The organism is Burkholderia sp. B21-005, from assembly GCF_020843965.1.
In the GTDB taxonomy this organism is placed as follows: domain Bacteria; phylum Pseudomonadota; class Gammaproteobacteria; order Burkholderiales; family Burkholderiaceae; genus Burkholderia; species Burkholderia ambifaria.
Window position 1 is genome coordinate 1,490,026 of the sequence record NZ_CP086301.1, and the last position, 22,652, is coordinate 1,512,677.

The following is a 22,652-nucleotide window of genomic DNA, read 5'->3' on the forward strand; positions in this document are numbered from 1 at the left end:
GGGACAGGGCGCCCGTCGCGGCGAAACGATATCGAAAGGGGATGTGCAATGGGTCGATCGATCAATCTGGAAGGCAAGGTCGCGCTGGTCACGGGCGCATCGAGCGGTCTCGGGCAACGCTTCGCGCAGGTGCTGTCGCAGGCCGGTGCGAAGGTCGTGCTCGCGAGCCGCCGCGTCGAGCGCCTGAAGGAACTGCGCGCGGAGATCGAGGCGGCGGGCGGTGCCGCACACGTCGTGTCGCTCGACGTCACCGACGTGCAGAGCATCAAGGCGGCCATCGCGCACGCGGAGACGGAAGCCGGTACGATCGACATCCTCGTGAACAATTCGGGCGTCTCGACGATGCAGAAGCTCGTCGACGTGACGCCGGCCGATTTCGAATTCGTGTTCGATACCAACACGCGCGGCGCGTTTTTCGTCGCGCAGGAAGTCGCGAAACGGATGATGATGCGCGCGAACGGCAACGGCAAGCCGCCGTACCGGATCATCAACATCGCGTCGGTGGCCGGCCTGCGCGTGTTTCCGCAGATCGGCCTGTATGCGATGAGCAAGTCGGCGGTCGTGCAGATGACGCGCGCGATGGCGCTCGAATGGGGCCGCCACGGGATCAACGTCAACGCGATCTGTCCGGGCTATATCGATACCGAAATCAATCATTACCTGTGGGAAACCGAGCAGGGCCAGAAGCTGCAGTCGATGCTGCCGCGCCGGCGCGTCGGCAAGCCGCAGGATCTCGACGGGCTGTTGTTGCTGCTCGCGGCCGACGAGTCGCAGTTCATCAACGGCTCGATTATCTCCGCCGACGACGGCTTCGGCCTCGCCTGAGTGGATGACCCTCAGCAACAAAGAAGACTGCAATGAGCGAATATTCCCCCGTATTTGAAATGTCGATGCCGATCCGCTGGGGCGACATGGATGCGTTCGGCCACGTGAACAACACGGTCTATTTCCGCTACATGGAACAGGCCCGGATCTCGTGGTTCGAGGAACTCGGCATCGCGGGCGGCAACGGTGAGGGGCAGGGGCCCGTGATCGTCACGGCGTCCATGGAATTCCTGAAGCAACTGCACTATCCGGGCGACGTGATCGCGCGGATGTCGGCCGCGAAGCCTGGCCGCAGCAGCTTCGACACAGGTTTCGAGCTGACGCGCGCGGACGATCCGCAGCACGTCTATGCGCGCGGCAATGCGCGCTGCGTGTGGGTCGACTATGCGCTCGGCAAGTCGGTGGCGCTGCCGCAACTGTTGCGCGATACGATCGAGCGCGCGCTCGCGGCGAAGGTCGGCTGAGCGCCGCGGCATCGAACCCGGTGCGCGGGCGCCGGCGTGTCGCCATTTCCTGAGAGTCCCCCGAATCGGCCGTGTCACGCGGCCGATTGCCATTCCGGCGCGCGTGTTACTGGCCGAGCAGGCGCTGCAGCAGTTCCGGCGTATTGTTCGTGCCGTACTTGCGCATCAGCCGCGCGCGGTAGATGTCGACCGTGCGCGAACTGATGTCGAGCATGCGCCCGATCTGCTTGCTGGTCTTGCCGGTCGCGAGCTGCGCGGCGATCTCGCGTTCGCGCGGCGTCAGCTCGACGGCGACGCGGCGTGTCGCGCTCAGGTCCTCGAAGGTCCAGATGCCGGCCGCGAGCGGCGCGGTGCGGTCGAGCGCGCGGCCCGTCACGTGGCACCAGAACAGCTCGCCGTCGGCCCGTTTCATGATTCTGTCATCGGCGTAGATGCCGTTCGCGATCATCACTCGCGAAATGCGTTCGCCGATCCGCTGGAATTCGCCCGGCGACGGATAGAGCACCTCGTACGACTTCCCGAGCAGATCGGCCCGCGCGCAGCGGAAGATCGACGCGAGCGCGTCGTTGCAGTCCTCGATCACGCGGTCGCGCGACATCACGAGGCCGAGCGGCGCGAGGTGAAAGGCAGTCTGGTAATCGAGAGCGGGCATGGCGCAGGCAAGCGGAGGGAAACGCTTATGTATTTTTGCGTATTGTGCCGTATCCGCGCCGCATCGTACCCTTTCAGGCATCTCGCGGCGGTTTGTCGCGATATAAAAACAGCGCGCCTCGACGCAGGTATGGCCGTGCATGCATAGAATGATGCGGCGGGCTTGCGGCCCAGTGGGCGCGTGAACCGGTTTTGCTGGTTTCCATAGAGGAAGGGACAAACAGATGAACAAAGTCTATCCAAGCGCGGCCGCCGCGCTGGAAGGGATCGTCCGTGACGGACAGACCTTCGCGGTGGGCGGCTTCGGCCTGTGCGGGATTCCCGAGGCGCTGATCGGCGCGTTGCGCGATTCGGCCGTCAAGGGCATCACCTGCATCAGCAACAACGCGGGCGTCGACGGCTTCGGTCTCGGCCTGCTGCTGGAAACGCGCCAGATCAAGAAGATGATCTCGTCGTACGTCGGCGAGAACAAGGAGTTCGAGCGCCAGTACCTAGCCGGCGAACTCGAGCTCGAATTCACGCCGCAGGGCACGCTCGCCGAGAAGCTGCGCGCGGGCGGCGCCGGCATTCCCGCGTTCTTCACGAACACCGGCTACGGCACCGTGATCGCGGAAGGCAAGGAAACGCGCCAGTTCGGCGATCGCCACTACGTGCTCGAGCCGTCGCTGACGGCCGACGTCGCGCTCGTGAAGGCGTGGAAGGCCGACAAGTCCGGCAACCTGATCTATCGCCGCACCGCGCGCAACTTCAACCCGATGTGCGCGATGGCCGGCAAGATCACCGTCGTGGAAGTCGAGGAGATCGTCGAGAACGGCACGCTCGATCCGGACCAGGTCCACACGCCGGGCATTTTCGTGCAGCGCATCGTGCTGAACGCGACGCCCGAGAAACGCATCGAACAACGCGTCGTACGCGCGAAAGGAGACTGACATGGCCTGGAATCGTGACCAGATGGCCGCGCGCGCGGCGAAGGAACTGCAGGACGGCTTCTACGTGAACCTCGGCATCGGCCTGCCGACGCTCGTCGCGAACCACGTGCCGGAAGGCGTCGAGGTGTGGCTGCAGTCGGAGAACGGCCTGCTCGGCATCGGCCCGTCGCCGACCGAGGACGAAGTCGACGCGGATCTCATCAACGCCGGCAAGCAGACCGTCACGACGCTGCCGGGCTCGTCGATCTTCTCGTCGGCCGATTCGTTCGCGATGATTCGCGGCGGCCACATCAACCTCGCGATCCTCGGCGCGATGCAGGTCAGCAAGACAGGCGACCTCGCGAACTGGATGATCCCGGGCAAGATGATCAAGGGGATGGGCGGCGCGATGGATCTCGTCGCGGGCGTGAAGCGCGTCGTCGTGCTGATGGAGCACGTCGCGAAGGGCGACCAGCACAAGATCCTCGACGAATGCAACTTGCCGCTGACGGGTGTGGGCGTGGTCGACCTGATCATCACTGATCTCGGTGTGATCGAAGTGACGCCGAACGGCCTGAAGGTGCTCGAGCTCGCCGATGGCGTGAGCGCGGAAGAGATCCAGACGAAGACGGGCGCACCGCTCGATGTGAGCGCGGTCGCCTGAGCGTCGTTCTTTCAGCATGACCCTCGACGCCCCGCGTTCCGTCAGGAACGCGGGGCGTTTTGCCATGACCGCATGCGTCACGCGATCGCGCCGCCGCCGTCGATCAGCACCGTCGAACCGGTCGCGTAAGGCGTCGTGGCCAGGTAGACGATCGCGTTCGCGACGTCCTCGGGCTGGCCCACGCGGCGTGCGGGAAGGCGCTGGGCGGCGCCGGCGTACATCGCATCGCGCGCGTCGGGTGCGAGCTTGTCCCACAGCGGCGTCGCGATCAGTCCGGGCGACACGGTGTTCACCCGCACGGGCGCCAGTTCGAGCGCAAGGCCGCGGGCGAGCGCCTCGAGCGCCGCGTTGATCGCACCCTGCAGCACCGACGACGCGTTCGGCCGTACGCTGAGGTAACCCGACACGAATGTCAGCGAACCGCCGGGTGCAATATCGATCGAGCGGGCGATGCGGTATGCGCCCCAGAACTTGCTGTCCATCGCTGCCTGCGCGTCGGCAAGCGGCAGTGCGCGCAGCGGGCCCGTGGCCGTCTTCGCGGCCGAAATCACGACGTGGTCGAACTGGCCGACGCGCGCGCAGAACGCATCGACGGCCGCCGTATCGGTGATGTCGAGCGCTTCGGTGCGCACGTGCTCGTCCGGCGTGGCATCTGCACCGGCCCTGGCCGGGTCGCGCGATGCGATCGTGACGACAGCGCCGCGTTGCGCGAAGGCTTTCGCTGCCGCGGCGCCGATGCCCGAGCTGCCGCCGACGACAAGTACTTTGTTTCCGTGGAGTGGATCGTTCATGGTGGTCGTTCCGATGAGAGGAGGTGAGTGGAATCCGGTCAGATCGTTTCGGTTTCGCGCAGCGTCGACGGGCTGCGCAGCGCGAAGCGGGCGATGTCGTCCTTGCGCATGAAGGCCACCCCCGGGTGCGATCGAGCGTAACGCAGGAAAGCGTCCCAGGCGCGGACCATCTGCGGCGTGCCGCTGATCCGGTCGTGCGCGCTGATCGACATCAATCTGCGCCGCTGCCCGGCTTCCGCGTACAGCTGGTCGAAATCGAGCTTGATCTGCTCGAGAAACATCGTCGGCGAGTAGTTGCGGTCCTCGATCAGCAGGATGTCGTTGTTGCGCAGCGTGTACGGGACGACCACGAAATCGCGACCGCCGACGGTCTCGATGAAGGGCTCGTCCCGGCTGACGTCGTCGATGTGATACACGTAACCGAGTTCCTGCAGCAGCGGCAGCGTGTGCGGCCCGCGCCGCAGCCAGTTGCAGTTGTAGCCGACCGGGCGCTGCCCCGTCGCCGCTTCGACCATGTCGCGGGCTTCGGTGAGGAAGCGACGTTCGTCGTCGCGAGTCATCGCGAATTGCGAGCGCCATGTCGGGCCGTGCGCGGCCGCTTCGTGGCCGCGCGACACGATCTCGCGCGCCAGGTCGGGATGCCGGCGTGCGGCTTCCCCGATCATGTGCGACGTGACTTTCACACCATGCCGATCCCACAGGTCAAGCAGGCGCGGAATCCCTTCACGATAGCCATACGCGAACCACGTGGCCGACGCCAGATCGACCGGCACTGACGATGGAAATTCGACGGGCGGGAACGGGCTGTCCGCGCCCTTGGGCGGTTGTCCGCCGGCCTCGAATTGCATCGAGATCGAGATGACGAGCCGCGTATCGTTCGGCCAGAATCCGCCGGCGCGCGTGTCTTCCGGCTGCGGTGCCGGCGCGGCGGCGGCCGGCCGGGAGGCGCCCGCGACCACCGCGACGCCGGCCGCCAGCCCGGCGCCGGCCTGTGCAAGAAACGTGCGGCGCGCCGGAGGCGTCGCCGAATTGGAGTCGCTGTAGGTCATCGTCATCTCCTTCAGCCGACGAGCCCGAGCTGACGCATCAGCGTCAGGTTGTCCTCGATGTGCCAGTTTTCCGCAATCCGGCCGTGGTCGATCCGGTAGATGTCGGTCGCGATGAAGTCGACGGTCTGCCCGCTGCCGGCCGTGCCATTGAACGTGCCGGTGAAATGCCCGCGAAAATGCAGGTGCACGACGACTCGGTCGCCCGCGACGATCATCTGCTCGATGTCGCAACGCAGATCCGGGATGGCCGCGCGCATCGTCTGGGATGCCGCGAGCGGTCCCGGTACGCCCTGTGCGCGGCCGGCCGGAAGCGTTCGGTCGATGAAGCCGGCAGCGAGTGCCGTGCGGGCGAGGCTGGCGTCGCCGGTATCCCAGAACGTGCCGTAGCGACGCGCGGCGAGGATCTGCGCGCGTGCCTGCTGGGCCGGCAGGTCGGCCGCGACGGTCAGGCCGTGCGGCTCGACGAGGCCGGCCGAGTGGGAGACGGCCGGCGACAGCGCAACGACGCAGGCGGCCGCGGCGATGACGCGGGTGATCGGGCGAGCGGCCGAAAGAAGGCGAATCGACATGGTTTCGGGGGTCCTGTGTATGGCGTCGTGCGACGACGCGGAACAGGTATGGTAGGTTTTCGATTTCCATCTAAATACCGTCGGAAATCGAATGGATTATTCGAAAAAAGGAAAGGTTCAATCGGGGCCGGTGCCGCGATGCTGATCGACGATCTCCCGGCGCTCGATACCTTCGCGAGAATCGTGTCGGCCGGCAGCCTGTCGGCGGCGGCGCGCGAGCTGGACTTGTCGCTGTCCGTCGTCAGCAAGCGGCTTGCGCATCTCGAGTCGCAGCTCGGCGTGCGTCTGCTGCATCGGACGACGCGGCAGCAGACGCTGACCGACGACGGTGCGCAGTTCCACGCGCAGGTGCTGCGCATCCTGGCCGAAGTGGAGCGTGCCGAAACGCTGATGACCGATCGCCGCGGCACGGTCGGCGGTGTGCTGCGCGTCACGGCGCCGGGCGAGCTCGGCCGACTGCGGATCGCGCCGCTCGTCGCGGCGTTGCAGCGGCGGCATCCCGAGCTGATCGTGCAACTGATGCTGACCGATACGATCGTCGACCTGCTCGCGCATGACATCGATGTCGCCGTGCGGATCGGCAGCCTCGCCGATTCGACCATGATCGCCCGCGAGCTCGCACCGAATCATCGTGTGCTTTGCGCGTCGTCGAGCTATCTCGCCGCGCACGGGGTGCCGGCCGATCCGGCCGAGCTTCGTGCGCACCGATGCATCGTGATGGGCGACCAGCCGCGTGCCGAGTGGCGGTTCGACGGTGCACAGGGCACGGTTGCGGTCGAGGTGACGGCCGCGCTGCTGACGAACGACGGCGGCGCGGCTCGTACGTTGGCGCTGGAGGGCGCGGGCATCGCGCTGAAGTCGATCTGGGACGTCGGTGCCGATCTCGATGCCGGTCGACTGGTCCGCGTGCTGCCGGCATTCGCGGCGCCCGCGGCACCGCTTCATGCGGTTTATCCCGGTGGTCGTCACGTGCCGTTGCGCGTGCGCGCATTCGTCGATTTCCTGCGCGAGCAGTTGCGCGGCGCGTGGGGCCGCGGCGACTGAGCACGCTGCGAACGATGTGCCGGCGGTGGCGTGTGCGTGACGACCTGCGGTGACGAAGCGGTTTACAATCGTTTGCATCGGGCGGCGCAAGCGTTGTCCGCCGCGCCGCCTCTGTTCGACAGGATGCCAACGATGCCGATCACCTCAGCGAATCCTCCGATTCCCCGTCAGCGACGCGTGCAGTGTGCAAGCGCCGCTGGCCTTCACCACGTCGCCTATACCGAATGGGGCGACCCGGCCAATCCGCGCGTGCTGGTCTGCGTGCACGGCCTGACCCGTTCGGGGCGCGACTTCGACCGGCTCGCCGCCGCGCTGTCCGATACGTATCGCGTCGTCTGCCCCGACGTCGTCGGGCGCGGTCGCTCCGACTGGCTCGCCGATCCGCGGCATTACGCGATTCCGCAATACGTGGCCGACATGGTCACGCTGATCGCGCGGCTCGACGTCGAGTCGGTCGACTGGTTCGGCACGTCGATGGGCGGGCTGATCGGCATGGCGCTCGCGGGGCTGCCCGGTTCGCCGCTGCGCCGGATGATCGTCAACGACGTTGGCCCGCGCATCGAACCCGATTCGCTGACGCGCATCGGCGAATACCTCGGCGTGCAGCCGCACTTCGCGACCGAGCAGGAAGGTGTCGACTATCTGACGTCGCTGTCGCTGCCGTTCGGGGAGTTGACCGGCGACGAATGGCGCGAGATCAACCGGCCGCTGCTGCGCGAGCTGCCCGACGGCGGCTGGACGATGCGCTACGATCCGCGCATCGCCGAGCCGTTCAAGGCGACGACGCCCGAACTGGCCGCGCTCGGTGAGGCCGCGCTGTGGCGCGCGATCGAGACGACCGATGCGTCGCTGCTCGTCGTGCGCGGCGCCGAGTCGGACCTGTTGTCGCGCGAGACCGCCGCCGAGATGGTGCGCCGCGGCCGGCATGTGACGCAGGCGGAAATTCCCGGCACGGGGCATGCACCGGCATTCCTGGACGCCGACCAGATTGCGCTCGCGCGGCGGTTTTTCGTCGAAGGCGTCTCATAAACGCGTCATAATATGTGGTTCGGCGGCATGCGGGCCGCGTCGTCGCCGATTCTTCACCCACTCAAACGACCGGAACATTCCATGGCAGTCATTCGTCACCACGTCGGAGCCCGTCTCTCCGAAACCGCGATCCACAACGGTACCGTGTATCTGGCTGGCCAGATCGCCGAAGACACCACCCAGGACATCAAGGGCCAGACGCGTGAAGTGCTGGGCCACATCGACCGCCTGCTCGCCGAAGCGAAGAGCGACAAGGCGCATCTGCTGTCGGTGCAGATCTACATTTCGGATCTTGCGAACTTCGAAGGCATGAACGCGGAGTGGGACGCGTGGGTCGCGCCGGGCAACACGCCGCCGCGCGCGACCGTCGAGGCGAAGCTCGCGGATCCGGCGCTGCTGGTCGAGATCGTCGTCGTCGCCGCGCAGCGGAGCTAAGCGAAGCATCACGATGACCGAAATACGCCAGGCCGTGCGATGACCGAGTCCGTTACCGCTTCTTCCGTCGCGGCGCCGTCGTTCGACGACGTGCTCGCGTTCGTGCGCGAGCGGGCCGGCGACGCGCGCCTGTCGACGGGCGAACTGCTTGCCGATCACTCGGCGGGCACGGCGTCGATCATGCGCACGTTGAACGTCGACCCGCACGCGATGCAGGCGGCCGCGCTGTTCGTGCTGACGCCGCACCTGAACGATCCCGAGCGGGAACTGACCGAACGGTTCGGCGAAGAAGTCGCGCGGCTCGTGTCCGACGTGCGCAAGCTGCTGCGGCTCGGCACCGTCAGCCTGCGCGCCCAGAATGCGATGCCTGAAGCCGGGCGCGATGCGGCGGAAGAGCGGCGCACGCAGATCGAGGCGCTGCGCAAGATGCTGCTCGCGTTCGCGCAGGACATCCGCGTGGTGCTGATCCGGCTGGCGTCGCGGTTGCAGTCGCTGCGTTATTACGCGGCGGCGAAGATCGATCCGCCGCCCGACGTCGCGCGCGAGACACTCGAGATCTACGCGCCGCTCGCGAACCGTCTCGGCATCTGGCAACTGAAGTGGGAGCTCGAGGACCTCGCGTTCCGCTTCGAGGATCCGGTCACCTACAAGCGCATCGCCAAGCTGCTCGACGAGAAGCGCATCGAGCGCGAGGCCTACGTCGCCCAGGCGATCGAGCGGCTCCAGCACGAGCTGGCGGAAGCGCACATTCCGGCCGACGTGAGCGGGCGGCCGAAACATATCTACAGCATCTGGCGCAAGATGCGCGGCAAGGAGCTCGACTTCGCCGAGCTGTACGACGTGCGGGCGTTCCGCGTGATCGTGCCGGACATCAAGGATTGCTACGCGGTGCTCGGCATCGTGCATCACCTGTGGCAGCCGGTGCCGAAGGAATTCGACGACTACATCTCGCGCCCGAAGCCGAACGGCTACAAGTCGCTGCATACGGTCGTGATCGGCGACGACGGCCGCGCGTTCGAAGTGCAGATCCGCACGCAGGAAATGCACCGCTTCGCGGAGTACGGCATCGCCGCGCACTGGCGCTACAAGGAAGCCGGCGCGCGCGGCTATGGCGGCCAGTTCTCGGCGAGCGACAAGTACGACGAGAAGATCGCGTGGCTGCGCCAGCTGCTCGCATGGAAGGACGACGTCGAAGTGTCGGGCGACCAGGCGTGGGCCCAACTGCGCGAGACGTCGCTCGACGACGACCACATCTACGTGCTGACGCCGCAGGCGCGCGTGATCGCGCTGCCGCAGGGTGCGACGCCGGTCGATTTCGCCTACCACCTGCACAGCGAGCTCGGCCATCGCTGCCGCGGCGCACGCGTCGACGGCGTGATGGTGCCGCTGAACACGTCGCTCGCGAACGGCCAGACGGTCGAGATCGTCGCGGTGAAGGAGGGCGGGCCGTCGCGCGACTGGCTGAACCTGCAGCTCGGCTATCTGAAGAGTTCGCGCGCGCGACAGAAGGTGCGGGCGTGGTTCAACTCGATCGAGCAGGAAGAGAATATCGCGCATGGCCGCGCGCTCGTCGAAAAGACGCTGCAGCGCGAGGGCAAGACGTCGGTCAATCTCGACAACCTCGCCGCGAAGCTCGGCTTCAAGTCGCCCGAGGAACTGTTCTCGGTCGTCGGCAAGGAAGAATTCAGCCTGCGCAACGTCGAGCACGCGCTGTCCGATGCGCCGCCGCCCGAGCATGCGCCCGAGGCGCCCGCGGATTTCGAGAAGCGCAGCAGCGGGGCGAGTGTCGCGCACGGCGCGTCGACCGGCGTGCTGGTGGTCGGCGTCGATGCGCTGCTGACCCAGCTTGCGCGCTGCTGCCGTCCGGCGCCGCCCGACCCGATCAGCGGTTTCGTCACGCGCGGCAAGGGGATGTCGATCCACCGCAGCGACTGCCCGACGTTCCGGCGGATGGCCGAACGGGCGCCGGAGCGCGTGCTGCAGACGACCTGGTCGGCCGACGTGCTGGGCGGACGCGGCGTGTCCGTCTATCCGGTCGACCTGATGATCGAGGCGAGTGACCGGCAAGGCTTGCTGCGCGACATCTCGGAAGTGTTCGCACGCGAGAAAATGAACGTGGTGGGCGTGAAGACGCAGAGCCGCCGCAATGCGGCGTTCATGCAGTTCACGGTCGAGGTGTCGAATTCCGCGCAGGTGCAGCGTGCGTGCACGCTGCTTGGCGAAGTGCAGGGCGTCGTGCGGGCGGGGCGCAAGACGTGACGTCCCCGTCATGGGGGCGGAACGTAATCGTTTTGCTGCGTCCGCATAAAAACACTTGCCAAGTCAGCGTTAGCTCCATATAATCTTAGCTTCTCTAGGCTCGTAGCTCAGCTGGTTAGAGCACCACCTTGACATGGTGGGGGTCGTTGGTTCGAGTCCAATCGAGCCTACCAACGAATTGAGAATGCCCGGTTTCCGGGTATTCGATGCAGTAGATAACTCAACGCGAACAGGGCGAATACGGTTATGACACCGCGAACGTTGACCGAAACCTTTTCGGAGCGACGCTAGTCGAGGAACGTTTTCGCCCTTTCAGCCTGAGTGAAGTATCGAATGCGGCCCCTCGAAAGCGGGGCCGCATTTTTTTTGTCGCGAAATTTCGCGCGTGATTTTTTATATCGCGTACCTGGTTTGCCGCCCACTGTCGGCATCACGGAGATTGCTATGGTTTCGATACGCTTGCCTGACGGCTCAGTTCGACAATACGAGCATCCGGTGACAGTTGCCGAGGTTGCGGCCTCGATCGGTCCCGGCCTCGCGAAGGCTGCGCTTGGAGGCAAGCTCGACGGCGAGCTCGTCGACACGTCCACGGTCATCGATCGCGACGCAGCGCTCGCGATCGTCACGGACAAGGATGCCGACGGTCTCGACATCATCCGTCACTCGACCGCCCACTTGCTCGCGTACGCAGTGAAGGAACTGTATCCGGATGCGCAGGTGACGATCGGTCCCGTGATCGACAATGGCTTCTACTACGACTTCTCGTATAACCGCCCGTTTACGCCCGAAGATCTGGAAAAGATCGAAAAGCGCATGCAGGAAATCGCGAAGAAGGACGAGCCGGTGACGCGCCGCGTCGTGTCGCGCGACGAGGCGGCCGGCTATTTCCGCAGCATCGGCGAGAAGTACAAGGCCGAGATCATCGAATCGATTCCGCAAAGCGACGAAATCAAGTTGTACTCGCACGGCGGCTTCACGGATCTGTGCCGCGGCCCGCACGTGCCGTCGACCGGCAAGCTGAAGGTCTTCAAGCTGATGAAGGTCGCGGGCGCGTACTGGCGCGGCGACTCGAAGAACGAGCAGCTGCAGCGCATCTACGGTACGGCCTGGACGAAGAAGGAAGACCAGGATCAATATCTGCACATGCTCGAGGAAGCGGAAAAGCGCGACCACCGCAAGCTCGGCAAGCAGCTCGACCTGTTCCACATGCAGGAAGAGTCGCCGGGCATGGTGTTCTGGCATCCGAAGGGCTGGGCGCTGTGGCAGCAGGTCGAACAGTACATGCGCCGCCGCGTGAACGACGCCGGCTACCTCGAGATCAAGACGCCGATGATCATGGACCGCTCGCTGTGGGAAGCGTCGGGCCACTGGCAGAACTACCGCGAGAACATGTTCACGACGGAGTCGGAGAAGCGCGACTACGCGATCAAGCCGATGAACTGTCCGGGGCACGTTCAGGTGTTCAAGCACGGCCTGCGTTCGTACCGCGACCTGCCGCTGCGCTACGCGGAATTCGGTTCGTGCCACCGCAACGAGGCATCGGGCGCGCTGCATGGCCTGATGCGCGTGCGCGGCTTCGTGCAGGACGATGCGCACATCTTCTGTACCGAAGAGCAGTTCATCGCCGAGTCGATCGCGTTCAATACGCTGGCGATGAGCGTGTACAAGGATTTCGGGTTCGATCACATCGACATCAAGCTGTCGCTGCGCCCCGAACAGCGTGCGGGCACGGATGAAACCTGGGATCGTGCCGAGCAGGGCCTGCGCGACGCGCTGACGGCGTGCGGCCTGTCGTGGGAAGAGCTGCCGGGCGAGGGTGCGTTCTATGGTCCGAAGATCGAATACCACATCAAGGATGCGCTCGGCCGTTCGTGGCAGTGCGGCACGCTGCAGCTCGACATGGTGCTGCCGGAGCGCCTCGGCGCCGAGTACGTCGCGGAAGACAACAGCCGCCGCCGGCCGGTGATGCTGCACCGTGCGATCGTCGGTTCGATGGAGCGATTCCTCGGCATTCTGATCGAGCACCATGCCGGCGCGATGCCGGCCTGGCTTGCGCCGTTCCAGGCAGTTGTGCTCAATATCGCCGAAAGTCAGGTGGAATATGCACACTCTCTGACCCAAACGTTGCAAAAACAAGGGGTTAGAGTGGCGGGCGATTTGCGCAACGAGAAGATTAGCTATAAAATACGCGAGCACACGCTGGAAAAGGTGCCTTATCTCCTCGTCGTGGGTGATAAGGAGCGTGATGCGCAAACGGTAGCCGTGCGTGCCCGTGGCGGCGTCGATCTTGGCGTTATGCCGATCGAAGCCTTCGTTGAGCGTCTGCAGGAAGACCTGCGCTCGTTCAAGTAACCGCCCTGGCAGCGCGGCTCGTTTTTTTAATTTTTAGAGGAAACGTAACATCGCTACTGATAAGTCGTCGCATCGCATCAACGGTGAAATCTCTGCGCCGGAAGTGCGTCTGGTCGGGATCGAGAACGAACCGCTCGGTATCGTAAAACTCGCTGATGCTTTCCGTAAATCGGAAGAACTGGATGTTGATCTGGTGGAAATCGCGCCGCAAGCGGTTCCCCCGGTCTGCCGTCTGATGGACTACGGCAAGTTCAAGTATCAGGAGTCCAAGAAGCAGCACGAAGCGAAGCTGAAGCAGAAGGTCATCCAGGTGAAGGAAGTCAAATTCCGCCCGGGTACCGATGACGGTGACTACAACGTCAAGCTCCGCAATCTCATGCGCTTCCTCGAAGAGGGCGACAAGACGAAGATCACGTTGCGTTTCCGCGGCCGTGAAATGGCTCACCAAGAGATCGGCATGCGGATGCTGGAACGTCTGCGCACGGATCTCGAGGAAGTCGGCCAGGTCGAGCAGATGCCGAAGATGGAAGGGCGCCAGATGATCATGGTGCTCTCGCCGAAGAAAAAGAAGTAACGGGCCCGCGCGCACGGCGCGCAGGTTCGAAAGTGGTTCGGTGCGTTGCCCGGTCAGGGCGGCGCGCCAACAATGACGGCGGCTGCGCAAGCGGTTCGCCGTACACAAGTGGACTGGGTTTCGAAGGGCGGGTCAAGGGCGCATGCCAACCGCACACCCATCGCCATCTAATAAACTGGAGTTGTTCGTCATGCCTAAGATGAAGACCAAGAAGAGTGCTGCAAAGCGCTTCGTGGTGCGTCCGGGCGGTACCGTCAAGCGCGGTCAAGCCTTCAAGCGTCACATCCTGACCAAGAAAACCACGAAGAACAAGCGTCACCTGCGCGGCGCAACGGCAGTTCATGATTCCGATCTGAACTCCGTCCGCGCAATGCTGCCGTTCGCGTAACCCCTCAACTGATACTCTAAGGAGAGAAACATGCCTCGAGTCAAACGTGGGGTAACCGCACGGGCCCGCCACAAGAAGATCATCAAGCTGGCCAAGGGTTATCGCGGCCGTCGCAATAACGTCTACCGCATCGCCAAGCAGGCGGTGATGCGCGCTGGTCAGTACGCGTACCGCGATCGCCGCAACAAGAAGCGTGTGTTCCGCGCACTGTGGATCACGCGTATCAACGCGGCAGTTCGCCAGCACGACATGACCTACAGCGTGTTCATCAACGGCCTGAAGAAGGCGTCGATCGAACTCGACCGCAAGGTCCTGGCCGACATGGCGGTGTTCGACAAGGCTGCTTTTGCTGCGATCGTCCAGCAGGTGAAAGCCGCCGTTGCAGCCTAATTGCGAAATTAGCACTGCGTGGTTAGTTGCAGCGATGTTCCGGTAGTTTCGGCCGCTGCAGCGAAAACGGGGCTCTTCCGAGCCCCTTTTTTGTTTGGTGGGCAGATTTGCTCGCCAAGACCGAATGACGTTGGAAATGATGGGATCTATGGATCTGGACCAGATTGTCGCCGACGCGCAGCAGTCCTTCGAACAGGCTGCCGACATCACCACGCTCGAAAACGAGAAAGCACGATTTCTCGGCAAGTCGGGTGCGCTGACCGAGTTGCTCAAGGGCCTCGGCAAGCTCGATCCCGAAGCACGCAAGACCGAAGGCGCACGCATCAACGTCGCGAAGCAGCAGGTTGAAGCCGCGCTGACCGCACGTCGCCAGGCGCTCGCCGATGCACTCTTGAACCAGCGCCTCGCCGCCGAGGCGATCGACGTCACGCTGCCGGGCCGCGGCGCAGGTGCAGGCAGCCTGCACCCGGTGATGCGCACGTGGGAGCGCGTCGAACAGATTTTCCGCTCGATCGGTTTCGACGTGGCCGACGGTCCCGAAATCGAGACCGACTGGTACAACTTCACGTCGCTGAACAGCCCGGAGAACCATCCGGCGCGTTCGATGCAGGACACCTTCTACGTCGAAGGCAAGGATGCCGACGGCCGCCAGCTGCTGCTGCGCACGCACACGAGCCCGATGCAGGTGCGTTACGCGCGCATGAACCGTCCGCCGATCAAGGTGATCGCGCCGGGCCGCACGTACCGCGTGGACAGCGATGCGACTCACTCGCCGATGTTCAATCAGGTCGAAGGGCTGTGGATCGACGAAAACATCAGCTTCGCCGACCTCAAGGGCGTCTATACCGATTTCCTGAAGAAATTCTTCGAGCGCGACGACATCCTCGTGCGCTTCCGTCCGTCGTATTTCCCGTTCACGGAACCGTCGGCCGAGATCGACATGATGTTCGAGCACGGCAAGAACGCCGGCAAATGGCTCGAGATCTCGGGCTCGGGGCAGGTGCATCCGACCGTGATCCGCAACATGGGCCTCGATCCCGAGCGCTACATCGGCTTTGCGTTCGGCAGCGGCCTCGAGCGCCTGACGATGCTGCGCTACGGCGTGCAGGATCTCCGGCTGTTCTTCGAGAACGATCTGCGTTTCCTGCGCCAGTTCGCATAACGCACGCGCCGCGCCGACATGTGCCCGCGCACGCCCCGCCGGACGTTTCCGACGGGGCCCGGGCGTCGATCTAACCTGTTTCGAACGTAGACATCCATGCAATTCCCTGAATCCTGGTTGAGAACCTTTGTCGACCCGCAGCTGACGACCGACGAACTGTCGCACGCGCTGACGATGGCGGGGCTCGAAGTCGAATCGCTGAGCAAGGCTGCGCCGCCGACGTCGAAGATCGTCGTCGGCCGCGTGCTCGAAGTCGTCAAGCATCCGGATGCGGACAAGCTCAATGTCTGCCAGGTCGACGCCGGCACCGGCGCGACGCTGAATATCGTTTGCGGCGCACCGAACGTGGCGCCCGGCATCAAGGTGCCGGTCGCACTGGTCGGCGCGGAACTGCCGCCGGCGGAAGAGGGCGGCAAGCCGTTCGCGATCAAGCTGTCGAAGCTGCGCGGCGTGGAGAGCCAGGGGATGCTGTGCTCGGCGCGCGAGCTGAAGCTGTCCGAAGACCACAGCGGCCTGCTGATCCTGCCGGAAGACACGCCGGTCGGTCAGGACATCCGCGACACGCTCAATCTCGACGACACGATCTTCGAAATCAAGCTGACGCCGAACAAGGCCGATTGCCTGTCCGTGTTCGGCATCGCGCGCGAGACGGCCGCGATCACCGGCGCTCCGCTGACGCCGGTCGATATCCGTCCGGTGCGCGTCGAGCTCGACGAGACGCTGCCCGTGCGCATTGCCGCGCCCGATCTGTGCGGCCGCTTCTCCGGCCGCGTGATCCGCGGCGTGAACGCGCACGCGAAGACGCCGCAATGGATGGTCGAGCGCCTCGAGCGTTCGGGCCAGCGCAGCGTGTCGGCGCTCGTCGACATCTCGAACTACGTGATGTTCGAGCTCGGCCGCCCGTCGCACGTGTTCGACCTGGACAAGATCCACGGCGGCATCGAGGTGCGCTGGGGCAAGCGTGGCGAGTCGCTGAAGCTGCTGAACGGCAATACGGTCGAACTCGACGAAACGGTCGGCGTGATCGCGGACGACCGCCACGTCGAAAGCCTCGCGGGCATCATGGGCGGCGACAGCACGGCCGTCACGCTCGACACGACCAACATCTACCTGGAAGCCGCGTTCTGGTGGCCGGACAGCATCCGTGGCCGCGCGCGCAAGTACAACTTCTCGACCGATGCGGCCCATCGCTTCGAGCGCGGCGTCGACTATGCGACGACCGTCGAGCACGTCGAGCGCATTACTCAACTGATTCTCGAGATCTGCGGCGGCAAGGCCGGCCCGATCGACGATCAGGCGGTCAACCTGCCGCAGCGCGCGCCGGTGAAGATGCGCGTATCGCGCGCGAACCGCATCATCGGCGTGAAGATCGACGCCGACGAGATTGCGGACATCTTCACGCGCCTCGGCCTGCCGTTCGAGCGTGACGACGACGCATTCCTGGTCACGCCGCCGTCGCACCGCTTCGACATCGAGATCGAGGAAGACCTGATCGAGGAAGTCGCACGCATTTACGGCTTCGAGAAGATTCCGGCGCGTCCGCCGGTCGCGACGAGCGAGATGCGCGCGACCAACGAGACGCAGCGTTCGATCCACGACATCCGTCATGCGCTCGCGGCGCGCGACTACGCGGAAACGGTCAACTTCAGCTTCGTCGATGCGGAGTGGGAGCACGATTTCGCCGGCAACGACAACCCGATCCGCCTGCTGAACCCGATCGCGAGCCAGCTGTCGGTGATGCGCACGACGCTGTTCGGCAGCCTGATCTCGGTGCTGCGCCACAACCTGAACCGTCGCGCGGATCGCGTGCGCGTGTTCGAGGCGGGCCGCGTGTTCCTCGCCGATCCGTCGGTGAAGGCCGGCGAGCTGACCGTCGAAGGCTACACGCAGCCGAAACGTGTCGGCGCGCTCGCGTACGGCCCGGCGGTCGACGAGCAGTGGGGCGTGACAACCCGCGCAGTCGATTTCTTCGACGTGAAGGGCGATCTCGAGGCGCTGCTCGCGCCGGCTGCCGCGCGCTTCGTGAAGGCCGAACATCCGGCCCTCCATCCGGGCCGCAGCGCGCGCATCGAAGTCGATGGCCGCGCGGTCGGCTGGATCGGCGAGCTGCATCCGCGCCTGATGCAGAAGTACGAGCTGCCGCATGCGCCGGTGATGTTCGAAATCGACTCGGACGCGCTGATCGCGCGTGCGCTGCCGGCACCGACCGACGTGTCGAAATTCCCGCCGGTACGGCGCGATATCGCCGTCGTGGTCGATCAGGCGGTCGAGGTTCAGGCACTTTTCGACGAAATGAAGAAGGCGCTGGCCGACGACGCCTGCCGATTCGTTCAGAAGGTTGTACTCTTCGACGAATTTCGTGCAAAATCAAATACTTCCGGTGGCCTTGCCGCGCACGAGAAGAGCCTTGCCTTCCGCGTGACGCTGCAGGACGCGGCTGGCACGCTACAGGACGAGGTCGTCGATCAGGCGATCCAGACGCTGGTCGAGCGAATGGCTCGTGCTGGTGCTCGCCTGCGCGGCTAAGGAGAGGGGCCGCCCGTTGGCGGGCGGCTTTTCCCCATCGTAAGTTTTGGTTTAACGCGCTGTATGGCAGATATGAACGACATGACCTCGAGTGAATTCGAAGCCCTCCTGACGGCGCAACGCAGCGCCATGAACCGCGACGCTTCGGCGCCGGCGTCCACCGAGACGCCGACGCTGACGAAAGCGGAACTGGCGGAGCTGCTGTTCGACAGCGTCGGGCTGAACAAGCGTGAAGCGAAGGACATGGTCGAGGCTTTTTTCGAAGTGATCCGCGACGCGCTCGAAAACGGTGAAAGCGTCAAGCTGTCGGGATTCGGCAATTTCCAGCTGCGCGACAAGCCGCAGCGTCCGGGCCGTAATCCGAAGACGGGCGAGGCGATTCCGATCGCGGCCCGCCGGGTCGTAACCTTCCACGCGAGCCAGAAGCTGAAGGCGCTGGTCGAAAACGGCGTGGAATAACGCCCGCGCGTTGACGTCTCCGCGCGGTCGCCGCGCACCCTTACCGACGGTTAACCGACGATGACCACTACGGTTGAGAAAGTCGTCTTGCCTCCGATTCCCGCGAAGCGCTACTTCACGATCGGTGAGGTCAGTGAGCTGTGCGGGGTCAAGCCGCACGTGCTGCGTTACTGGGAACAGGAATTCACGCAGTTGCGGCCGGTGAAGCGGCGTGGCAATCGCCGGTACTACCAGCATCACGAAGTGCTGCTGATCCGGCGGATTCGCGAGTTGCTGTACGAACAGGGGTTCACGATCAACGGGGCGCGCAACCGGCTCGATTCGCCGGGCGGCGAACGCGGTGCCGTGGCACCGGTCGAGCCGGACATGCCGGCAGCCGATGAGCGTGCGCCGGGCAAGCAGGGGGCAACGGTCGACGTGAACGCGTTGCGGCAGGCGCTCCTCGACGTGATCGACGGACTGAAGCACGACTGAGCGTGACGCTCGAATCAAGAAAAAGCCCGGTTGGCGAAGTGCCACCGGGCTTTTTTCATGCACGCGGGACCGCGCTGTCAGCGCGATGCGAGCGGATTCGGCTTGCCCATGTCGACGACGAGCGTGCCGTCCGGCAGCATCCGCACCGAGCCCTGCGCGACCTGGCTGCGGTAGCCGTACAGGTCGAAACGCATCGGGCCGGCCTCGGCAGAGTTCCGAATCAGTGCGCGCACATTCAGTTCGAGTACGTTGAACATCTTCATGTCGCCGCCGTCCATCCACATGTAGCTCGGCGCGTCGATCTGTGGCCGCTTCGGCACCGGTGCGTCGGCGGCACGCCGGAACGTGAGACGCAGTCCGTCGCGTTCGACCGTCGCCTGGGCGAGTTTTCCGTTCAGCACCGGCGGCGGAAATACGGTGTACTGATCGAGCACGAGCGTGTCGCCGCGCAGTTCCGCGCCGCGGCGCTGCAGCGGCGTCAGCGACGCGAGTTCGATGCCGAGCGAGCGCAGCAGCTTCGCCTGCGGAATGCCGAGCACCGAGACCTGCGACGGCTTGAACGCGAGGTGCCGATCGTCGAGCACCGACAGCGAGCCCTTCATGTCGGTCGGCAGCCACACGCCGGGCACGTGATTCCAGAGCTTGATGCCGCCCTGGACGCGCAGGTCCTGGCCATCCGCGCTCAGTTGCAGGTCGTTCAGCGAGCGCGGCGAATAGTCGAGCAGATAGTTGTTGAAGAGCGCCGACATCGCCTTCCACGATTCGACGACCGTTCCGCCGAGAATGCGGATGTCGTACTGGTTCGGATCGTCGAGGTCGACCGGCTCGCCCGGCCGTTTCGCGATGAGCTGCACGTCGAGATCCTCGACATGGAAGCCGATGTCGCCGGACAGGTTGAAGTCGACGTTGTGCAGATGGATCGTCGGGTTGCGGTTCGACACGTGCCGTTCGTTGAACGGCGTGGTCGACGAGCGTCGCATCGCGACTTTCTGCATGCTGGGCTGCGCCGCGGTGGCCGCGAGCGCAAACGCTTCCCAGTGCTGGCGCAAGTCGCGCAACGCGTTCTGCTGCGCGGCGAGGAAGCTGTCGTTCAGGCGTGCGGCCGCATTGCCCAGCGGCGCGCCGCTCGCGGGGCCCGCATACGACGGCATCCGGATCGCCATCGCACCGCTTTCGTCGAAATTGAAATAGCCGGCCGACACCTGGTCGCGATAGTGGTACAGGTCGAACACGAAATTCTGGTCGCGCTTCGTCGGATCGACGGGGCTGATCAGGATGTCGGCATTCATCGGCATCGAGCGCATGAATTTCACGTCGCCGCCGCGAATGTACATCGCCTGTTGCGGCGCGTTGGCGGGCAGCGCGAAGCCGGCGTGCGAGCCGTCGTCGAGCGTCAGGTCGAGTCCGGCCGGCGTCACGCGCAGCGCGGTGATCCGGATCTTCAGCCGCGGCGGCGGCATCAGCTTGTCGACCGACATCACGAGGTCGTCGCCGACGAGCCGCGCGATCGGTGTCTCGACCTTCAGTAGGTCGGCCATCTTCACGTTGGCCGCGCGCATCACCGGCTGCGCATTGATGCCCGATACGCGCACGCCGCTCGGGTGGAACACGAGCTGACTGCCGTCGCGGATCGCCAGCGTGCCGGTCAGCGAGAACGGCACCCAGCCGTCGCGCTGCATCTCGCCTTGCAGATGGATCACGCCGTCGCCGGCCGATACGGCGAGCTTGCGCAGCGGTGCGTTGCGGTAACCGAAGATGTAGGTGTCGAAGAGGGCGGTCAGCTTCGTGTTGTCGAGCGTGACCGTGCCTTCGTGCACGTCGATCTCGAAGCTCGTCGGATCATCGAACACGATCGGCGCGCCGGCCTGCGTCGGCACGAGTGTCGCGGACAGCTGGTGGATGAAGAAGCCGAGGTTGTTGACGATGCGGAAATCGACATCGCGCAGAAACGTCATCGCACCGTTCTGGCCCGAGTCGCGCAGCGTGAACGGGCGCGGCTGCGTGAGGCGGATCGACGCGAGCGACGGCACGGTGCGGGCGATCTGCTGTTCATGAGCGAGACGTTCGGCCTTGGCGCGCTCGATTTTCGTCGAGGCGACCGACGCGTTGCCGTCACGCTGCGCGGCTGGTTCCGCGCAGCCGGCGCAGAGCAGCGCGAGCGCCAGCGCGCCGCAGCCGAGTGCACGGGAGGTGCCGCGTGAAACCGAGGCTGCCGCGCGTCGCTGGGCAGCCATCCAGTCGAAAATTGCCAAAGGCGTGCGATGGCCGCGCCGGACCGCATTCCGCATCGTCTGTCTCCAAGTCTTGTCGTGATCGACGGGGGGCGCGCGGCCGATGCGCGGCGCGGACGTCGATGCGGTGCAGTGTGGCATAGCGCGGTAGAGCGGCGTCACCAAACAACGGGAGTCCGGGCAAGGCCGGGCGGCGCACGACAGGACAATGGATTCCCGGTGGCAGGGCGGCAAGATCAAACGGTCGTTTGGTTTTGCTGCGGGGGCGGTCGGCGCGCTGAGCCGATCGTCAAACCGGCGCCGGCATGGGCCGACGCGGGTTTTCGTGCCGGGTGAGAGCCGCGTTCGATTCGGGACGCAGGCGGCGGCGCGGCGGCGGATGCGGTATCGCTGCCGTCGCCGGCACGGCCGATCAGACCAGCATGCGCTGCCGGATCGCATTCTGCGTCGGCTGGTCCAGTTGCAGGCCGTTATCGATGTACGACGCCATCGAGCCGTACGACGTGACGACTTGATCGAATGCCGCCTGCAAATAGGCGTCCTGCGCGCTCTGCAGCGCGGCCATCATGTCCGCCGCATCCTGGCCGCCGCTCTTGCGCGCCTGCGCGACATAGGCGGCGATTTCCGACGCGCTGTAGACGTTGGTCAGCAAATAGTCGGCGAGAATCGTCTGCCGGGGGACGCCGAGGATCGTGTGCAGAATGGCCGTCGCCCAGCCGGTGCGATCCTTGCCGGCGGTGCAGTGGAAGACCAGGTTGCCGCCGGACGCGGCAAAGCCGGCGAATAGCGTGCGGTAACTCGTCCGCGCCGTTTCCGACGTCACGAACGCCCGATACATGCGCTGCATGAAGGCCTCGGCCGTCGCGCCACTGGTCGGAAGCGGACCGAGCCCAGCGGCACCAAGCACGTTGAGGTTCTGCCAGGTGGCGCCGGCCAATGGCACATCCGGCTGCGCCTGGATCTCGGAAGTCGTGCGCAGGTCGCACACCTGCGTGATGCCGAGCGTATCGATCGTTGCGAGGTCGGCAGCGGACAACGCGAGCGCGGAAGACCGGTAGATCACGCCTTTTTTCATCGCTGCGCCGCTCGCGGTGGCATAGCCTGTTCCGTCGGGTCCCGCGGTGTCACGAAAGTTCGCTGCCGACCCGAGCCTGGGCGTCGTGACGGGGGCGACCCCGATCGAGTCGCCGCCGCACGCGGACAGAAGCGACGTGCTTCCCAGCGCGATGCCGAGCGTGCCGGCACCCAGCTGGAGAAAGTGTCGACGGGAAATTTCGTTTTTCTGATTCATTCACTGGCCTTTTTCGGAGACGGTGACAGGAAGTCGCGACCGCGGTTGCGACCGAAACCGCTGCCGGCATGCCGCACGGCGCGACAAAGCGCGGCGGTGCCGTTTCGGTCGGCATGC

The 22,652-nt window shown here is 65.0% G+C and carries 22 protein-coding genes and 1 tRNA gene; 17 read left to right on the plus strand and 6 right to left on the minus strand.

Annotation, left to right across the window (positions count from 1 at the left end; translation table 11 throughout):
* The first annotated feature begins 48 nt into the window (after positions 1-48).
* Positions 49-825, plus strand: a complete 777-nt coding sequence (locus LMA02_RS06930) for an SDR family oxidoreductase (RefSeq protein ID WP_006753332.1) — start codon at positions 49-51, stop codon at positions 823-825.
* A gap of 32 nt (positions 826-857) precedes the next feature.
* A complete protein-coding gene (locus tag LMA02_RS06935) occupies positions 858-1,289 on the plus strand; it encodes an acyl-CoA thioesterase (protein WP_228907406.1) in 432 nt (143 codons plus the stop codon).
* Positions 1,290-1,395: 106 nt separating this feature from the next.
* On the opposite strand, the gene LMA02_RS06940 is transcribed toward LMA02_RS06935, so the two are convergent.
* Complete coding sequence (locus tag LMA02_RS06940) at positions 1,396-1,941, minus strand: PAS and helix-turn-helix domain-containing protein (protein ID WP_011656664.1); 546 nt, start codon at positions 1,939-1,941, stop codon at positions 1,396-1,398.
* A gap of 223 nt (positions 1,942-2,164) precedes the next feature.
* Here LMA02_RS06940 and LMA02_RS06945 point away from each other — a divergent pair, with 223 nt between their 5' ends.
* Positions 2,165-2,869: a CoA transferase subunit A gene (locus LMA02_RS06945; protein WP_006753329.1), complete on the plus strand. Its 705-nt coding sequence runs from the start codon at positions 2,165-2,167 to the stop codon at positions 2,867-2,869.
* Between the two features lies 1 nt (position 2,870).
* Entirely contained in the window at positions 2,871-3,512 is a 642-nt protein-coding gene (locus LMA02_RS06950; RefSeq protein WP_228907407.1) for a CoA transferase subunit B, read from the plus strand.
* A 77-nt stretch (positions 3,513-3,589) separates the two neighbouring features.
* On the opposite strand, the gene LMA02_RS06955 is transcribed toward LMA02_RS06950, so the two are convergent.
* From LMA02_RS06955 to LMA02_RS06965, 3 genes are read right to left on the minus strand one after another with little or no spacing between them, the layout of a single operon-like run.
* The gene (locus tag LMA02_RS06955) at positions 3,590-4,303 is read right to left on the minus strand and encodes an SDR family oxidoreductase (protein WP_228907408.1); all 714 of its coding nucleotides are present in this window, start codon (positions 4,301-4,303) and stop codon (positions 3,590-3,592) included.
* Between the two features lie 38 nt (positions 4,304-4,341).
* Positions 4,342-5,358, minus strand: a complete 1,017-nt coding sequence (locus LMA02_RS06960) for a polysaccharide deacetylase family protein (protein ID WP_416378661.1) — start codon at positions 5,356-5,358, stop codon at positions 4,342-4,344.
* Positions 5,359-5,363: 5 nt separating this feature from the next.
* The gene (locus LMA02_RS06965; protein WP_228907410.1) at positions 5,364-5,921 is read right to left on the minus strand and encodes an ester cyclase; all 558 of its coding nucleotides are present in this window, start codon (positions 5,919-5,921) and stop codon (positions 5,364-5,366) included.
* A 138-nt stretch (positions 5,922-6,059) separates the two neighbouring features.
* Here LMA02_RS06965 and LMA02_RS06970 point away from each other — a divergent pair, with 138 nt between their 5' ends.
* From LMA02_RS06970 to LMA02_RS07030, 13 genes are all read left to right on the plus strand, one after another.
* Complete coding sequence (locus LMA02_RS06970; protein WP_228907619.1) at positions 6,060-6,965, plus strand: LysR family transcriptional regulator; 906 nt, start codon at positions 6,060-6,062, stop codon at positions 6,963-6,965.
* Positions 6,966-7,097: 132 nt separating this feature from the next.
* Positions 7,098-7,994, plus strand: coding sequence for an alpha/beta fold hydrolase (locus LMA02_RS06975; protein WP_228907411.1), 897 nt, complete (start codon positions 7,098-7,100; stop codon positions 7,992-7,994).
* A gap of 81 nt (positions 7,995-8,075) precedes the next feature.
* Positions 8,076-8,429: a RidA family protein gene (locus tag LMA02_RS06980; RefSeq protein WP_228907412.1), complete on the plus strand. Its 354-nt coding sequence runs from the start codon at positions 8,076-8,078 to the stop codon at positions 8,427-8,429.
* A 39-nt stretch (positions 8,430-8,468) separates the two neighbouring features.
* Positions 8,469-10,688: a RelA/SpoT family protein gene (locus tag LMA02_RS06985; RefSeq protein ID WP_228907413.1), complete on the plus strand. Its 2,220-nt coding sequence runs from the start codon at positions 8,469-8,471 to the stop codon at positions 10,686-10,688.
* Positions 10,689-10,784: 96 nt separating this feature from the next.
* Positions 10,785-10,861: transfer RNA gene (locus LMA02_RS06990), tRNA-Val, on the plus strand.
* A gap of 271 nt (positions 10,862-11,132) precedes the next feature.
* Positions 11,133-13,040, plus strand: coding sequence for a threonine--tRNA ligase (thrS, locus tag LMA02_RS06995; protein WP_228907414.1), 1,908 nt, complete (start codon positions 11,133-11,135; stop codon positions 13,038-13,040).
* A gap of 49 nt (positions 13,041-13,089) precedes the next feature.
* Positions 13,090-13,614, plus strand: coding sequence for a translation initiation factor IF-3 (infC, locus tag LMA02_RS07000; protein WP_166721564.1), 525 nt, complete (start codon positions 13,090-13,092; stop codon positions 13,612-13,614).
* A 190-nt stretch (positions 13,615-13,804) separates the two neighbouring features.
* Complete coding sequence (gene rpmI, locus LMA02_RS07005) at positions 13,805-14,002, plus strand: 50S ribosomal protein L35 (RefSeq protein WP_004191477.1); 198 nt, start codon at positions 13,805-13,807, stop codon at positions 14,000-14,002.
* A gap of 30 nt (positions 14,003-14,032) precedes the next feature.
* Positions 14,033-14,392: a 50S ribosomal protein L20 gene (rplT, locus tag LMA02_RS07010; RefSeq protein ID WP_006052502.1), complete on the plus strand. Its 360-nt coding sequence runs from the start codon at positions 14,033-14,035 to the stop codon at positions 14,390-14,392.
* Positions 14,393-14,540: 148 nt separating this feature from the next.
* Complete coding sequence (gene pheS, locus LMA02_RS07015; protein ID WP_006753318.1) at positions 14,541-15,554, plus strand: phenylalanine--tRNA ligase subunit alpha; 1,014 nt, start codon at positions 14,541-14,543, stop codon at positions 15,552-15,554.
* Positions 15,555-15,650: 96 nt separating this feature from the next.
* Positions 15,651-18,080 (plus strand): phenylalanine--tRNA ligase subunit beta, encoded by a 2,430-nt coding sequence (pheT, locus tag LMA02_RS07020; RefSeq protein WP_228907415.1) that lies wholly within the window; start codon positions 15,651-15,653, stop codon positions 18,078-18,080.
* Between the two features lie 72 nt (positions 18,081-18,152).
* Positions 18,153-18,539 carry an integration host factor subunit alpha gene (locus LMA02_RS07025; protein ID WP_006753316.1) on the plus strand — a complete coding sequence of 129 codons (387 nt, stop codon included), beginning with the start codon at positions 18,153-18,155 and terminating at the stop codon, positions 18,537-18,539.
* 60 nt (positions 18,540-18,599) lie between these two features.
* A complete protein-coding gene (locus LMA02_RS07030) occupies positions 18,600-19,013 on the plus strand; it encodes a MerR family transcriptional regulator (RefSeq protein ID WP_228907416.1) in 414 nt (137 codons plus the stop codon).
* Between the two features lie 77 nt (positions 19,014-19,090).
* Here the strand turns inward: LMA02_RS07030 and LMA02_RS07035 are convergent, their stop codons facing one another.
* Positions 19,091-21,301 carry a hypothetical protein gene (locus tag LMA02_RS07035; protein WP_228907417.1) on the minus strand — a complete coding sequence of 737 codons (2,211 nt, stop codon included), beginning with the start codon at positions 21,299-21,301 and terminating at the stop codon, positions 19,091-19,093.
* Positions 21,302-21,656: 355 nt separating this feature from the next.
* Positions 21,657-22,535 carry a tyrosine-protein phosphatase gene (locus tag LMA02_RS07040; protein ID WP_228907418.1) on the minus strand — a complete coding sequence of 293 codons (879 nt, stop codon included), beginning with the start codon at positions 22,533-22,535 and terminating at the stop codon, positions 21,657-21,659.
* Positions 22,536-22,652 lie beyond the last annotated feature (117 nt).